The 14704-nt window shown below is 66.0% G+C and carries 13 protein-coding genes; 12 read left to right on the plus strand and 1 reads right to left on the minus strand.

What is annotated here, in order from left to right; all coding sequences use genetic code 11:
• The first annotated feature begins 105 nt into the window (after nt 1–105).
• The 12 genes from NYE40_RS07510 to NYE40_RS07565 all read left to right on the plus strand — a co-directional run bounded on the left by NYE40_RS07510 (nt 106) and on the right by NYE40_RS07565 (nt 13793).
• A complete protein-coding gene (locus NYE40_RS07510; RefSeq protein ID WP_028599974.1) occupies nt 106–1899 on the plus strand; it encodes a M3 family oligoendopeptidase in 1794 nt (597 codons plus the stop codon).
• A 173-nt stretch (nt 1900–2072) separates the two neighbouring features.
• Nucleotides 2073–2732 (plus strand): fructose-6-phosphate aldolase, encoded by a 660-nt coding sequence (gene fsa, locus NYE40_RS07515; RefSeq protein ID WP_028599973.1) that lies wholly within the window; start codon nt 2073–2075, stop codon nt 2730–2732.
• A gap of 212 nt (nt 2733–2944) precedes the next feature.
• Nucleotides 2945–4072, plus strand: a complete 1128-nt coding sequence (locus NYE40_RS07520) for a hypothetical protein (RefSeq protein WP_339279710.1) — start codon at nt 2945–2947, stop codon at nt 4070–4072.
• A gap of 101 nt (nt 4073–4173) precedes the next feature.
• Entirely contained in the window at nt 4174–5340 is a 1167-nt protein-coding gene (locus NYE40_RS07525; RefSeq protein ID WP_339280030.1) for a CpaF family protein, read from the plus strand.
• Nucleotides 5330–6160: a type II secretion system F family protein gene (locus tag NYE40_RS07530; protein ID WP_339279711.1), complete on the plus strand. Its 831-nt coding sequence runs from the start codon at nt 5330–5332 to the stop codon at nt 6158–6160. Before NYE40_RS07525 ends, NYE40_RS07530 begins: the two co-directional genes overlap by 11 nt.
• Nucleotides 6161–6173: 13 nt before the next feature.
• Entirely contained in the window at nt 6174–7064 is an 891-nt protein-coding gene (locus NYE40_RS07535; RefSeq protein ID WP_052333468.1) for a type II secretion system F family protein, read from the plus strand.
• A 35-nt stretch (nt 7065–7099) separates the two neighbouring features.
• On the plus strand, nt 7100–7312 hold the full coding sequence (locus tag NYE40_RS07540; protein ID WP_101808789.1) for a Flp1 family type IVb pilin: 213 nt from the start codon (nt 7100–7102) through the stop codon (nt 7310–7312).
• The gene (locus tag NYE40_RS07545; RefSeq protein WP_339279714.1) at nt 7284–7979 is read left to right on the plus strand and encodes a hypothetical protein; all 696 of its coding nucleotides are present in this window, start codon (nt 7284–7286) and stop codon (nt 7977–7979) included. Before NYE40_RS07540 ends, NYE40_RS07545 begins: the two co-directional genes overlap by 29 nt.
• A 190-nt stretch (nt 7980–8169) precedes the next feature.
• Nucleotides 8170–10461 (plus strand): hypothetical protein, encoded by a 2292-nt coding sequence (locus NYE40_RS07550; RefSeq protein ID WP_339279715.1) that lies wholly within the window; start codon nt 8170–8172, stop codon nt 10459–10461.
• Nucleotides 10427–11395: a hypothetical protein gene (locus tag NYE40_RS07555; protein WP_127464403.1), complete on the plus strand. Its 969-nt coding sequence runs from the start codon at nt 10427–10429 to the stop codon at nt 11393–11395. Before NYE40_RS07550 ends, NYE40_RS07555 begins: the two co-directional genes overlap by 35 nt.
• Nucleotides 11396–11435: 40 nt before the next feature.
• Nucleotides 11436–11918, plus strand: a complete 483-nt coding sequence (locus tag NYE40_RS07560; RefSeq protein ID WP_028599969.1) for an A24 family peptidase — start codon at nt 11436–11438, stop codon at nt 11916–11918.
• A gap of 63 nt (nt 11919–11981) precedes the next feature.
• Nucleotides 11982–13793 (plus strand): DUF6382 domain-containing protein, encoded by a 1812-nt coding sequence (locus tag NYE40_RS07565; protein ID WP_028599968.1) that lies wholly within the window; start codon nt 11982–11984, stop codon nt 13791–13793.
• On the opposite strand, the gene NYE40_RS07570 is transcribed toward NYE40_RS07565, so the two are convergent.
• The gene (locus NYE40_RS07570) at nt 13790–14698 is read right to left on the minus strand and encodes a TIGR01777 family oxidoreductase (RefSeq protein WP_028599967.1); all 909 of its coding nucleotides are present in this window, start codon (nt 14696–14698) and stop codon (nt 13790–13792) included. The two genes, NYE40_RS07565 and NYE40_RS07570, sit on opposite strands and share 4 nt — an antisense overlap.
• Nucleotides 14699–14704: the final 6 nt, after the last annotated feature.

Raw genomic sequence — 14704 nt, forward strand, 5'->3', positions numbered from 1 at the left:
TATAATGGTAGCATACACGGCTGGACAAGTCCGCGCAACGCGCGGCGCCGCCGCCCTTCGAGAGAACGGGCTTGCGGCGAGGCCGGAAGGAGAGGATTTGAAACGATGCCAACATCCGTCTATCCGCTGAATTGGAACCTGGAGGTCTTTTACCCTGGCGGGTCCGCGTCGCCCGAGCTGAAGCAGGAGCTGCAAGGAATCTCGGACGACATCGCCCGGCTGAACGCGGAGCTGACGGCTGCGTCGGGCTCGGAGGGCGTGCCGGGGGCAAGCGGAGAGCAGCTGGACCGCTGGACCGAATCCGCTCAATCGATCGCCGCTCGGCTCGGCCAGACGGACAGCTTCGTCGGCTGCCTGCTCGCGGCCAACGTCCATGACAAGGAAGCGGCCTCGCTCAACGGGCGCATCCAGTCGCTGGAGGCCGACTATACGATCGCCCTTACCCGGTTCGACGATCTGATGAGCCGCACGCCGGACTCGATCTGGGAGAGCTGGGTCCAGTCCTCTCCGGTCCGCTTTTATCTGAGCGAGCGCCGTCAGAACGCCCGCGAGAAGCTTCGTCCCGAGCTGGAAGCGTTTGCGGCCGATCTGGCGGTGGACGGCTATCATGCCTGGGGCAACCTGTACAACACCATCGTATCCCGCGCGAAATTCAAGGCGAAGGACAAGGACGGCAACGAGGAGATCCTGTCCGCCGGCCAGATGTTCAACCGCCTGACCGACGCCGACCGCGGCGTCCGGGTCGAAGCGTTCGCCGAATGGGAGCGCGAATGGTCCGAGCACGCGCAGCTGTGCGCCGACACGATCAACCATATCGCCGGCTTCCGCCTGAAGCTGTACGACAAGCGCGGCTGGGGCGACGTGCTCAAGGAGCCGCTCAAGATGAACCGCATGACGCAAGCGACGCTGGACGCGATGTGGGCGGCGATCGAAGAAGGCAAGAAGGACCTGCTTCGCTACTTCGAGCGCAAGGCGAAGCTGCTCGGCGTCGAGCGGCTGGACTGGCATGACGTCACCGCTCCGCTCGGCTCGAGCACGACGAAGATTTCCTACGACGACGCCTGCCGGCAGATCGAGGAGCAGTTCGCCCGCTTCGATCCGAAGCTCGCCGAGTTCGCCGCGATGGCGCTCAAGGAAGGATGGGTCGAGGCCGAGGATCGTCCCGGCAAGCGTCCCGGCGGCTTCTGCGCCTCGTTCCCGGTCAAAGGGCAGACGCGCATCTTCATGACGTATTCCGGCACGGTGGACAACGTCAGCACGCTGGCGCATGAGCTCGGCCACTCCTACCATTCCTACGTCATGGAAGATCTTCCTCCATTCTCCAAGCAATACGCGATGAACGTCGCCGAGACGGCCTCGACCTTCGCGGAGATTATCGTTGCCCAGTCGCAGCTCGAGCTGGCCGAGTCCAAGGAAGAGAAGATCGCGCTGCTGGAGCTGAAGATCCAGAATGCGGTCGCCTTTTTCATGAACATCCACGCCCGCCTGCTGTTCGAGCTGAGCTTCTACGAGGAGCGCCGCAGCGGCGAGGTGTCGGTCAAGCGCCTGAACGAGCTGATGGAGGCGGCCCAGCGCAAGGCTTACGGCGACGCGATCGGCGAGGCGCATCCGCATTTCTGGGCGGCGAAGCTGCATTTCTTCTTCACGGGCACGCCGTTCTACAATTTCCCGTATACGTTCGGCTACCTGTTCAGCGCCGGCCTGTACGCCCGCGCCAAGCAGGCCGGTCCCGGCTTCGCCGAGCAGTACGTCAGCCTGCTGCGCGACACGGGCAGCATGTCGGTGGAGGAGCTTGCGCTCAAGCATCTGGGCGCGAACCTGCAGCAGGAGGATTTCTGGCGCAGCGCCGTGGCGCTTACGGGCGACGACATCCGGCAATTCCTCGAGCTGACCGAATAAGCCTCGGCGACAGTTCGCGATGACGGCCGTCTGAAGGTTGGATGAAGCTTGGCCAGGATACATGAAGATTCCATAAAGAGGGTTGAAACCGGTCGGCATGGAGCGTATTCTGTCGACAGGAAGGGCTTCAAGTGAATCTATTTCCTAGGAAATGATCGAGGAGGAGCGAGCCGATGAAATTCTTTCTGGATACCGCCAATGTAGAGGAAATCAAGCGCGTCGCCAAGCTGGGCCTGGTGGACGGCGTGACGACGAATCCGACGCTCGTCGCCAAGGAAGGCCGCGTCTTCAAGGAAGTCGTGCAGGAAATCTGCCGGATCGTGCCGGGTCCAGTAAGCGCCGAGGTGACCGGATCGACCAGCGACGAAATGCTCAAGGAAGCGCTCGAGATCGCCGAATGGGCGCCCAACGTCGTCATCAAGGTGCCGCTCACCGAAGACGGCCTGTACGTCACCCACGCGCTCGCGCAGAAGGGCATCAAGACGAACGTGACGCTTGTCTTCTCCGTCGCCCAGGGCCTGATGGCCGCAAAAGCGGGCGCGACGTTCATCAGTCCGTTCGTCGGCCGTCTGGACGACATCGGCATGACCGGCATGGATCTCGTGCGCGATCTGTCTGCCATCATCAAGATCTACGGCTTCCAGACGGAGATCATCGTCGCCAGCATCCGCAGCCTGGAGCATGTCAAGGAGGCGGCTCTCGCCGGCGCTCATATCGCCACGATTCCGGGCTCGCTCCTGCCGACGCTTTGGAAGCACCCGCTCACCGACATCGGCATCGAGCGCTTCACGGCCGATTGGAACAAAATGCAGGCGTCCTTGGCCAAGGGCTGATCCGGCCGCTAGAGCAGATTCTGGATGTCGATATCTCCCTAACGTCCCTTTCGGAAAAAGGGCATTTATTCCAGAAATGAGGCTTGACCGCCTCTTCCGGGCCATGCTATAGTCGACTCAATTCAATCGAATGACCTTGCGGAAGCACCGCAAACGAGCAGAACATCTGCTTGTTTGCGGTGCTTTTTCGCGTCCAGGGAGGGATCGGCCTGATGGCCAGGCTTGAGCTTGTCGTCGCGGCGGCAGAATCGGAATACATGCGGAGGCTGGCGGCCGGCGTGAGGGATTCGCCGTTCGGGAGCCGGTGGCGAATGACGGCTTGCACGACCGGCGATTCGCTGCGCCATTATTTGAAAGGAGGCTATGCCGTCCATCTGGTGCTGGCCCAGCCGTCGCTGCTGGAGCAGGCGGGCGAGCTTCCCGCCGGCATTCCGGCCGCGGCATTCGTCCGGCGCCGCGGCGAAGGCGGCGGATTGCCCGAGCTGCTCCAGTACCAGCCGGTGCCGGAGCTGCTGGCCGCCATCGAGGCGCTGCATGCGGGCAGAGGCGCAGTCCGGCTGCAGGGCGGAGGAGGCGGGCGGGCATCCGTAATCGCCGTCTGCGATCCTGCCGGAGGGGCGGGCAAGACGACCTGCTCGCTCTGGCTGGCGCGGTTGGCCGGAGAGCGCGGGCATCGCGCGCTGTATCTAAATCTGGAGCGCTTCGACGCTTCCGGGCTGCAGCTGCGCGAGCCGGGAGAGCCCGCGGAGGAGGGGATCGAGGCGCTGCTGTACGCGCTCAAGGCGGACAAGCCGGACTTTCCCGCCCAGCTGGCGGGCGTGCGCCGATACAGCCGGCGAATGGGAACGGACTACATCGGCGAGGCGCCGAGTCCCGAGGAGCGGCAGTCGATGACCGGCGATGATGCCGCGCGCCTGCTGGAGGCGGTGGCGGGCAGCGGCATGTACGAGCTCATCGTCGCCGATATGGACAGCTTGCTGGACGAAGCGGCGGCAGCGGTGCTGGAGCGGAGCGATGCAGTCGTTTGGCTCTCGGAGCCTTCGCCCGCCGCCAGGCGCAAGTCCCGGCTGGCGTTCGAGGCCGCCGCGGCGCGGCATCCTGCTGCGGCCTCCGCCGCGCGCAGCAGGATGCTTCGCGTCCGGAGCCGGGTCAGGCCGCGGGCGCTGACGGAGGAGGACGAGGTCAGGGACGACGACGATCTGCTGCCGCCCTATGCGGCGGAGCTTCCTTACGATCCGGGCATCGGCTTCGCCGAGTCGGCCTCGCCGGCTTACATCCGGGCGGCGGGGGAGCTGCTGGAGCGTCTCGGCTGCGCGGCTCAGAGGAGCGTGCGGCCATGAGCGGACCGGCGGCGAGGCCGGCAGGCCATATAGCTGCGAGCCTGCGCGAGCAGATCCGGGCCGCGATCGATGCCGGCGGCGAGATCGGCGACGACGAGCTGATGCGGACGGTGGAGCGGACCGTCGACCGCTGGGAGGGCAGCGTCCGCCTCGTTTCCAGCGAGCGGCTGCGGCTCGTGCGGCAGCTTTTCCATTCGTTCCGCGGCTTGGATGTGCTGGAGCCGCTGCTCAAGGACGATTCAATCACGGAAATCATGATCAACGGGCATCGTCAGCTGTTCGCGGAGCGAGCGGGCCGCGTCGAGCCGCTCCGCGAACAGTTCGAGAGCCGGGAGAGGCTGGAGGACCTGATCCAGGCGATCGTGGCTCAGGTCAACCGCGTCGTCAACGAATCGTCGCCGATCGTAGACGCGCGGCTCGCCGACGGGTCGCGGGTGCACATCGTCCTTCCGCCGGCGTCGTTGTCGGGACCGGTCGTGACGATCCGCAAATTTCCGAAGCGGCCGCTGCTGATGGACGGACTCGTCGCCTGCGGCTGCCTCACGGAAGACGCGGCCGGATTTCTGCGCACGCTCGTGCGCGCGGGGTTCAACATCTTCATCAGCGGGGGCACCGGCAGCGGCAAGACGACCTTCCTCAACGCGCTGTCCCGCTCCATCCCGGACGAGGAACGAGTCGTCACGATCGAGGATTCCGCCGAGCTGCAGCTGCAGGTGCCGAATCTCGTGCGCCTCGAGACGCGCAACGCCAACACCGAGGGCAAGGGCGCGCTGCCGATGCGTCAGCTCATCCGGGCTTCGCTGCGGATGCGTCCCAATCGGATCATCGTCGGCGAGGTGCGGGGCGAGGAGGCGGCGGACATGCTGGCGGCGATGAATACCGGCCATGACGGTTCAATGAGCTCCGGCCACGCGAACAGCGCCAAGGACATGCTCAGCCGACTCGAGACGATGGTGCTTGCGGCGGCGGAGCTTCCGGTAGCGGCCATCCGCCAGCAGATTCTGTCGGCGGTGGACGTCATCGTGCATCTGTCGAGGATGCGCGACCATTCGCGCAAGGTGCTGGAGATTTCCCAGCTGGCCGGCATCGAGGGCGGGGAGATTCGGCTGGAGCCGCTTTACCGCTACGAGGCGGGGCCGGACGGCGCGGCGATGCTTCGGCGCACGACGGCGGAGCTGCGGCGGTGCGACAAGTGGGAGCGCGCCGGCGGCGAACCCTTCGCTGCCAGCGGCGCCTCCGCCAAGGAGGGACGGGACGATGGCGATTGAGCGCGCGCAGCTCTGGCTGGAGCGGATCGGCTGGCCGGCAGGCCGAGATCGGCCGCAGCCGGCATCCGCCGGAGCAGGCGCCGACTACAGCCGATACGAGCTGAGCCGCCGCGAGTTCCTGCTCGCCTTCGCGGCCGGAGCCGCGCTTGTTTTTGCGGCGGCATATCTGTTTTATCTGAATGTTTTGATCGCCCTGCTATTCTCGCTCGCCGGCATCAAGGCGCCATCGCTCTATCGGGAGCATGTCCGCGTCAAGCGGCAGGAGAGGCTTCGGATCCACTTCAAGGAAATGCTGTTCTCCCTCTCCTCCTCGCTGGCGGCGGGCCGTTCGGTCGAAAATGCGCTGTTCGCATCGATCGGCGACCTCAGGCTCATCTACACGGGGGCCAGCACGGATCTGCTGCTGGAGCTGGAGCGCATCCGCCGCCGCTGCGCGAACGGAGAGACGCTGGAGTCGGGACTGCTTGATTTTGCCGCCCGTTCCGGCGTCGACGAGATCATGCAGTTCACAGACGTATTCACGACCTGCAAGCGCACTGGAGGCGACCTGGTCGAGATCGTGCGCCGCACCTCCCAGCTGATCGGAGAGCGGATCGAGGTCAATCAGGAGATTCAGGTGCTGATCGCCCAAAAGAAATTCGAGTCGCGCATTATGCTGGGCGTGCCGTTCGCTTTTCTCGGCTTTCTTCATCTGGCCGCTCCGGATTACATGGCGCCGCTCTATGCCAGCGCAGCGGGGTATGTCCTCATCACGGCCGCGCTGCTGCTGTTCGCCGCTTGCGGCTGGCTGATGCTGAAAATCATGGACATTCGGCTGTGAGGAGGTGGAGCGGATGGGATATGGATGGGGTTTTGCGACGATGGCGCTTGCCTGGATCGCGATGGCGGCGGCGACGCTCGGCTGGCGCAAGGCATGGAATACGGCCTGGTCCGCAATGAGGACGAGGGACCGAGAGCGGATCGGCCGCTTGTTTGGCGGGGAAGCCTTGCTACGGCTCGCCGCGCGCCACGGCATGCCGCAGGCGGCCGAGGATCGGATTGCGGCGCTGCATGCGCTGCTCGTGCCGCTCCGAGGAGAGAGCTGGACGGCGGTGGATACGAGGCGTCTAGCCGCATCGGCCGTTGCAGGAGGCTATGCCGCGGCGACGGGAGGCTGGCTCGTCGCCGCGGCGGCGGGCGAGCCGCTCATCGCCTGGCTCGGCGTCTTCGCCGGCCTGGCGCTGCCGGCGGGCAAGATTCGCGACATCAAGGCCAAGGCGAAGCGGCGGAAGCAGGAGCTGCTGCTCGGGCTGCCCGATCTGCTGGGCAAGCTCACCCTGCTCGTAGGCGCAGGCGAGACGGTGCAGAGGGCGCTCGCCCGCTGCGCCGAGCGGCCGCCTCGGGGCAGAGCGGACGATCCGCTGCATCTGGAGCTGGCGAGGACGGTCCAGCTGCTGGCTAGCGGCCATCCGTTCAGCGCGGCGCTCGAGTCGTTCAGCCGACGCTGCTCGGTGCAGGAGGCCTCGGTATTCGCAACCGTGCTGCTGCTGAATCACCGCCGGGGAGGCGACCAGCTCTCCCTCGCGCTGAAGGAAATCTCCATCCCCCTCTGGGACAAGCGCCGCAGCGCGGCGCGCGCCAGGGGCGAGGAGGCTTCCTCGAGACTCGTATTTCCGCTCGTCGGCATCTTTTTCATCCTGATGATGCTGGTCGGAGCGCCGGCTATCCTCTTCATGGGCGGGTAGCCGATTCTAAATCTATTTTACTGGAGGAATCGACAATGAAACGAAACGCATGGCTGCAGCCGAAGGGCCGTCTGCATGACGCGCTGAAGCGCTTCGCACGTTCGGAAGAAGGACTGGGCACTCTGGAAATCATCCTCATTATCGCTGTCGTCATCATCATCGCCCTCATCTTCAAGGAATGGATCATCGATCTCATCAACAACCTCATGGGCAAAGCCGATGATCAGGCGAACAAGATTTTCGAATGACGGAAGCGCGCGGCTGCTGAAGCGGCTCGCAGGCGGAACGGAGGGCAGTTTCGCGCTGGAGGCGGTCTCGGTGTTCCCGCTGCTGCTGGCCGCGACGCTGGCTTGGATGCTCGCCGCGCTGTTCGTCTTCCAGGGCAGCGTGCTGCAAAGCGGAGCGGCCCGCGCTGCGGACGCGGCTTCCCTGCATTGGGACAACAGCAAGCGGGAGCAGTCCGGCCTGCCTCCGGCCGGACAAGACGACGGCTTGTACTGGCGGCTGTCGCAGGACAGCTTGCTGCAGGGGCTGCTCGGGCTTGGCGCAGGCGAGGACGAGGCTGTCGAAACGATCGCCTTGCCGGCATCGCAAAGCCCTTCGTCTGACGGCTCGCTGGCCGCGGCCAAGCTCGGCAAGGCGGCGGTCAGGCTGTCCCCGCGGCTCGTCGGCGAGATGGCCTATCGCAGGGATGGACTGGACCGGCGCACGGAAAGCCGCCTGCGCTTGCCGATTGCGGCAGCGGAAGGACTCGTTCCCGCTGTTCGGGCATCGGCTGTCGTCACCGATCCGGTCGAGTTCATCCGCAGCGTCGATTTGGCTCGTTATTATACGGCCAAATTCCGCTCCTCCCGCGACGTGCAGCCTTCTTCGGCGGGAAAGGCGCTGACCGACTATGCTTCGGGCCGTCCATAGACGGCTGGCTTCGGCGTTCAAGCGGCCGGGCGGCGAAGCCGGCAGGCGACGATGGGGAGGCGGTATAAGCGGGTGCAGGCACCTGGCTGACACGCATTGCGGCTGCTCTTGGCGACAGAAGCGGCCGGTCCAGGAGGCTGGCCGAGCAGGCTTCCGCTCGGCGCACGGAGCGGTCACGATCTGGACCTGCATGACGGTGTCGGCTGTCCTGCTGCTGATGGCGCTCCTCATCGACTACTCCCGCATCGCCGCTTTCCAATACAAGCTCGACAGCCTTGCCGGCTCGTCGGTCCGCTCGGTGCTGGCCGCTTATGACGAGCCTTTGTACGAACGCTACGGGCTGTTCGGCCGCGGAGGGACCGATGCCGCGCAGCTCGCGGCCGAGGCGCTGGACGTCTCGGACGCTCGAGGCGGGCTCTCCGATCTGCTGCCGAGCGAGAAAGACGGCCTGAGTCGTCGAATCGATCTTCTCCAGCTTGAGCTCGGCGAGCCGTCGGCGCAGCCGGCTCTCATGCTTGGCGAGTGGCCTGTGCTTCGACGCCAGATCGAGCAGGAGATGAAGATCAAAGGTCCGATCGACCTGACGCTGGAGCTGATCGACAAGCTGCGGCCGGTGGGCGGCTCGATGAAGCAGGCCGCGCAGGAGATCGGCACGCTTCAGCAGTCGGAAAAGGTTTTCGACAAGCGGCAAAGCGCCTTGGCCGAAATGCTGAGCCTAGGGGAGGCTGCCGCAAAGGTGGTCCGGGAAACGGGCAGCGACGGACTCGTCCCGCTGCCTGGACGCGGCCAGGCAGCCACGTTCAAGGAGTCGGCGGACGGCTACGGCTCGTACCTCGCTTGGCTGGCCGCCGATGAAGCCGCCCAAGCGGCCTACCAAGCGGCGCTGCTGGCAGTTCCTCCGGCCAAGGAAGGCATGCCGGCCGCTCCGCTGCCGACTCCGCCGATGCTGAACACGGCTTCCATCCAGAACTACGAAGCGGCTGCAGCCGAGACGGCGGGACGCCTGCTCGGGCTCGCCGCCTCAGCGGATCAGCATGATCGCTTGATCGGAGAGGCGCTGCAGCAGCTCGAGCTTGCCTTGCAGGCGGAGCAGGAGCTGGAACGGCTGGCGGCCGCCTCGCCGGCCGCTGCCTCGCCTCCGGCCGGATCGGAACCTCAGGCGGGAGCTGCTGCGGATCTGTCCGGACTGCTGCTCGGCAGAAGCTGGTTTGCAGAGACCGAGGCGGCGCTGAGAAGGCAAGGAGAGCGGCTGCGCGCGTTCGCGGCCGAAGCGTCGGTCGCAGGCAGAAGGCTGGAGCAGGCCGTGCAGCGGCGGTCGCTGGCGGATGTGCCGCTGCTTCGGGGCGATGCCGTCCTGCTCGCCGACAAGCTGGAGCTTTACTGGCAAGCCTACGTTTCCCCAGGCGAAGAGCTGCAGCGGCTGAAGGCGAAGCTGGAGGCTTCGGACGGCAGCAAGAAGCTCCGGGAAGCCGAGAAGAAAAAGGCGGGCAGCCTTTGGAAGCAGGCTAAGGAGATGCTGGACGGATTCGAACGGATGAAGGCCGCGGAAGCCGAGCTGGAGGAATTCGCCCAGGTGGAGCGCTTGGCCGAAGCGAATCGGGCGTTCAACGAGTCGCTTCGGCAGCAGGACGACGGCGGTCAGGGCGAGGGAGCTGCAGGCGGCCAGGAAAAATCGGAGCGGCCGTCAACGGAGGGATCGGCCGCCGCCGGGGCTGAAGCGGCAAGCGGGAGGTCGGCAGCCTCCGATGAAGCCGATGCGGCGGACGAGGCGATCGCCAGTGCCCAGGAGACGGGCGGCGGGGTGCTGGGAGGACTGGAATCGCTGCTGGCCGCCGGAGGCGAGCGTCTGCTGATGGCGGAATACGGCGCCAGGCGCTTCGCCTCGATGGATCCGAGACGGCTGCAGACGCTGCTCGTCGGCGGGAGCTCGCAAGAAGCGTCGTCGGAGCTGACTTCGCTGGATCATCAGGAACTGGAATATATTCTTTACGGCTTCGCCAATCCGGCGGCCAATCTCGGAGCCGCATACGGCGAGCTGTTCGCGCTGAGGCTGGCGATCCGCACGATGGAGGGGCTGATCGCCAGCCGGGCGGCCGGCCATCCGCTGCTCGTGCTCGCCATGGCCGGCGTCTACGGCTTGCAGCATGCGCTGGGCGATCTGCGCGAGCTCGGCGCGACGGGAGAGGCGGAGCTGTCCAAGTACGCGCCGGTACGGCTCGGCTATTTGGATTACCTGCGATTGTTCATGCTGACGCACGGTACGGGGGACAAGCCGCTCAGCCGCATGGCGGCGGTCATCGAGCATCGGACGGGGGCGAGGCTGGAGCGGGTTCCGACGGGAATGTCGGTCGCGCTGACCGGCTCGATCCCGCTCTGGTTCTTGCCCGGCTTGGTCCGCCTTGCCGGACGAGCCGGAGCGATTGACGGTCAGGTGACAGGAGGGAAATATGAAGCGACATCGATTGCCGGCTGGTCTTATTGATGGCTCGGCCAAGCGTCTGCTTCGCGGACGCGAAGGCTCGATCGTGCTGGAGGCGGCGCTCGTCGTTCCGGCTTTCCTGCTCCTGCTCGTGTTCCTCTCCGTATTCCTGCAGCTGTCTGCCGCAGAAACGGCGCTGCAGCGGGCTGCGGACAGCTCGGCCCGGCTGATCGCCTCCCATATACGACCGGCGCTGCTGCTGCAGCAGGAAGCGTCGGCGGCGTTAAGCGCGGCCAGTCCGAGCGGCGTCGATGCGGCTTTGCCCGGCTGGCGAGAGGCGGCGGCGTCGGTGGCCGGCCGCTTGCCGGAGCCGGCCGGACCGCTCGCCGAATCCGTATTGCGCGGCGAATGGAAGCCCGTGATGCAGCAGGCTGCGGATGCGGCGGCAAGAACGGCGCTGGAGCCGCTGCTTCTCCGGGAGGCGGAGAAGGCCGGGCTGGACGCTGGACATGTCCGGCTGGCCGCGGTCCGCTTGCCCGATCTCGACACTCGGGAGCAGGGCTTCCTGCTGCTGGAGGCCGAGTACGAGTTTCCGATCCGGGTGCCGTTCACGAACGAAAGGCTCGTGCTGCGGCGATGGGCGAAAGAACGGGCCTGGATTCCAGATGCGGTGGCCGCGATGGGCGGAGGCGATGTCGAGTCCGGGGAAGGAACCGTTCGGATTACGGGCTTGACGCCGGTTCCGGCCCGTCCGGGCAGGAAAGCAACGCTGACCGCTGTCGCGTCCCCCGGAGCGCAGGTGACGCTCGAGGTCCGATACAAAAGCGGAAGCAGCGTCTCCCGTCATGTCGGCACGAAGACGGCCGACTCGCTCGGCAGAGTCGATTGGACCTGGCTCGTATCAGGCAATACGACGCCGGGCATTTGGGAGGTGATCGTCACCAGCTCCGATGGAGGAAGCGCGACGATGCCTTTCCATGTCGAGAAGAAGCCTTAGCCGGATCGGGTTGATTTCATTTGCGAAAGGAGGCAGAGCGATGCCGGTTTGGACTGGAGCTGCGACCGGGCTGCTGCTCGCGCTCGCTTTTTGGAGCGATATCCGTACGATGCGCATTCCGAACGCGTTGACCGGAGGCTTTTTCGTCGCCGGGCTGCTGGCGCACGCAGCGGCGGAAGGGGGAGCCGGACTCGGCCAATCGGCGCTCGGGGCGGCCGCCGGCTTCATCCCGCTCGCGCTGCTCTATTTGCTGCAGGGCATCGGAGCCGGAGACGTCAAGCTGTTCGCGGCGATCGGAGCCTGGACGGGAGCGGCCGCCGTGCTTGAGCTGCTGCTGTACTCGATGCTCGCCGGCGGAATCGGCGGAGCCGGATACTTGCTGGCCGTCCGCGCGCGCCGCTTCATGCGCGCGCGTCATGAGGCCCCTCCGGACAACGAGCCGGCGAGCCGCGCGCCGTCCCGGTTTCCGTTCATGCTGGCCGTCGTGCCGGGAGCGCTGGCGATGCTGCTGCTGGGCGAGTAGAAGCTTGATCGCCTGCGGCTCAAAAGCAATTGGATTCGGAACAAAGCAAAAGGAGGACGCGCGATGCGTCAGATCATAGCGGACTTTGAATGGAATCGGGAGCATGAGCTCGTGCTGTCCCGACCAGGCGGAATCGGGCGCGGCGACCTGGAGGAGATCGAGCTGGCGATGCTGGAGGAGGTTCAAGTGCCGGGACTGCTTCCGATCGGCTGGGAGGAGATGAACGGGGAGGTCAGGCTGAGATATCGGCTGACGGGCCGCAAGATGCTGAAGCAGCGGCTTGCGGACGGAATGGAGCGGCCGGAGGAGCTGTACTCGCTGCTCTATGGCGTCGTCTCGGCGATCGAGCAGTGCCGCGCCTGCCTGCTCGAACCGGACAATCTTCTGTTGGATGAGTCCTATCTGTTTGTCGGCGAGACATGGATGGATAGCGGCCTCGTCTATATGCCGATGCGTTCGGAGCATCGGCCTTCGGAGCTCCCGCTGCGCAGCCGGCTGCTTGCCTTGGCCGCCGTTTGCGGAGGCGCGATCCGGGAGGTCGATGCCGGATTGCCGGCATTGCTGAAGGCGCTCGGCGACGAGCAAGTCTCGATGGCCAGCTTGAAGGCGACGCTGCTGGAACTGTGCGCCGGCGGCAAAGGGGCAGGAGAAATGATCGGACCCGGGAACGGCGGCGTGGCGGCGCCTGCGCCGCATGCGGCGGGAAGCGCGGCCGGTCTGAAGGGAGCGGCGGTTCGGCCCACGCTTGCGGAGCCGCCTGCTTCCAGGGCGCCGGCATTCTCGGCGCCAGCGACTTCCGTTGCCGCTCCATCCACATCTGCCGCGCCAGCGACTTCCGTTGCCGCTCCATCGACATCTGCCGCTCCATCGACATCGACCGCAAGTTCTGCGCCTTTCCTCGCCGCTCCGGCGCGGTTGACCCAGCAGGACGAGCGGATCCGTCCGGCGGAGAAGCCGGGAGCATCCCCGGGCGGACGCAAGCCCGGCCTTCATACCTCGGACGCGCTGCTGCCTTTGCAGCTGGAGCCCGTATCGCTCCATCCACCGGAGCCGTCCGGCCAAGAGGCAAAACCGCTGAACCGGGGCATCGTCATCCTCGCCGTGCTGGCGGCGGCGGCGCTTCCCTGGAAGATGCTCTATTGGGAGGAGCCGACGAGCTCCAACCTGATGATCGGCCTCGGCACGCTCGCACTCGCAGCAGCCGCGATCGTCTGGATCTGGAAGGGCAAGAAGGGCGGACCGCAGGAACCGTCCTGGGAGCAAAGCCATCCAGCCGCATTCGAGCCGGACTCCGGCCCGCTGGCGCTCAAGCGGGACAAGCGCTGGGCGCTCGAGATGGCAGAGCCGGGCGGATCAGGGCCGGACGAGGCGGAGCCGTGGAGATGGAGCGTCCATCCGAACCCGCTTCAGGATGCGCTTCAGGATCCGCCTCGATCGGTCTCGGACCGAGCTTCGGAGGAGATTCGGCCGACACCGGCCCGGCCTCCCGCGTCCGAGCCGACCGTTTGGCTCGGCGGGGCAGAAGAGCGGGAGCGGCAGGGCGGAGCCGCCGTTTCGGCGGGCATCGTCCATCGGACTCGCGGCGGAGCGAAGGACAGCTTCGCCCTGATGCCGGGACGCCATACGATCGGCCGCGCTTCGGATTCCGCAGAGTGGACGGACGAGACGAGCGGCGTTTCTCGCCGCCATGTCGAGCTGGAGTGCCGGGCGGGCTCCTGCGAGGCCAAGGATCTCGGCTCGAGAAACGGCACGACGCTTAATGGCCGAGCGATGATCCCTTATAAAAGCTACAAGCTGGAGGACGGCGACGTCCTCCAGCTTGCCGGGCGGGACGGATCCCGATATGAGGTGCGGCTGGACTCTCCTCGCGGCTAGCGGAGCAGGTCGTCCAGCGCTGGCTGGATTTCAGGGAAGTCGAAGCGGAAGCCGCTTTGCAGCGCCTTGTCGGGGAGGACCCGCTGGCCTTTAAGCAGCAGCTCGGACATTTCTCCGAGCGCGAGCTTGAGCGGAAGCGAAGGGGCGACCAGCCAGTAGGGGCGGCCAAGCGCCCGGGCTGCCGCGCGGCCGAACTGCTCGTTGCGAGCCGGCTCAGGCGACACCGCGTTGATCGGACCCGAGAGGCTGTCATTTTCCAAAGCGTGGACGATAAGGCGAGTCAGGTCTTGCAGATGGATCCATGACATCCATTGCCGGCCGCTTCCGACCGGTCCTCCTGCCATCGCGCGGAACGGGAGAAGCATGCTCGGCAGCGCTCCGCCTCCGTTGCCGAGCACGATGCCGAAGCGCAGCAGCGCTCGCCGCCGGGCTGGGATGCGCTTCGCGGCTTGCTCCCAGTCCCGCACGACGGAGGAGAGGAAGTCGCTGTCGGTCGTCGGGCTATCCTCCGTGAACGAAGCCGACTCCGAAAACCCGTACGCATTCACTCCGGACGCCTGCACGAGCACCTGCGGATCCGCCTTGGCCCGTTCCAGCAGCGCGCCCAGCTTGGCCGCCGTCTCGATCCGCGATTCCCGTATCCGCTTCTTGGCGCTATTCGTCCAGCGCTGGCTGATCGGCTCCCCCGCCAGATTGACGATGGCTTCGACGCCGGCAAGCTCGCTCGGATCTTCTTCCAGCCGATCCCATCCGACAACGCGAAAGCTCCCAGCGCCGTTCGGAGCGGTGCCGGGAGCTTTCGCGGAGCTGCGGGAGACGATCCAGCCGGAGTGGCCGGCACGGGACAGGCGCTCGACGAGCGCTCGGCCGATGAAGCCGGTTCCTCCGGTGATGACGATCTTCATCCTTGA

The organism is Paenibacillus sp. FSL W8-1187, from assembly GCF_037965485.1.
Classification (GTDB): Bacteria; Bacillota; Bacilli; order Paenibacillales; family Paenibacillaceae; genus Paenibacillus_O; species Paenibacillus_O pasadenensis.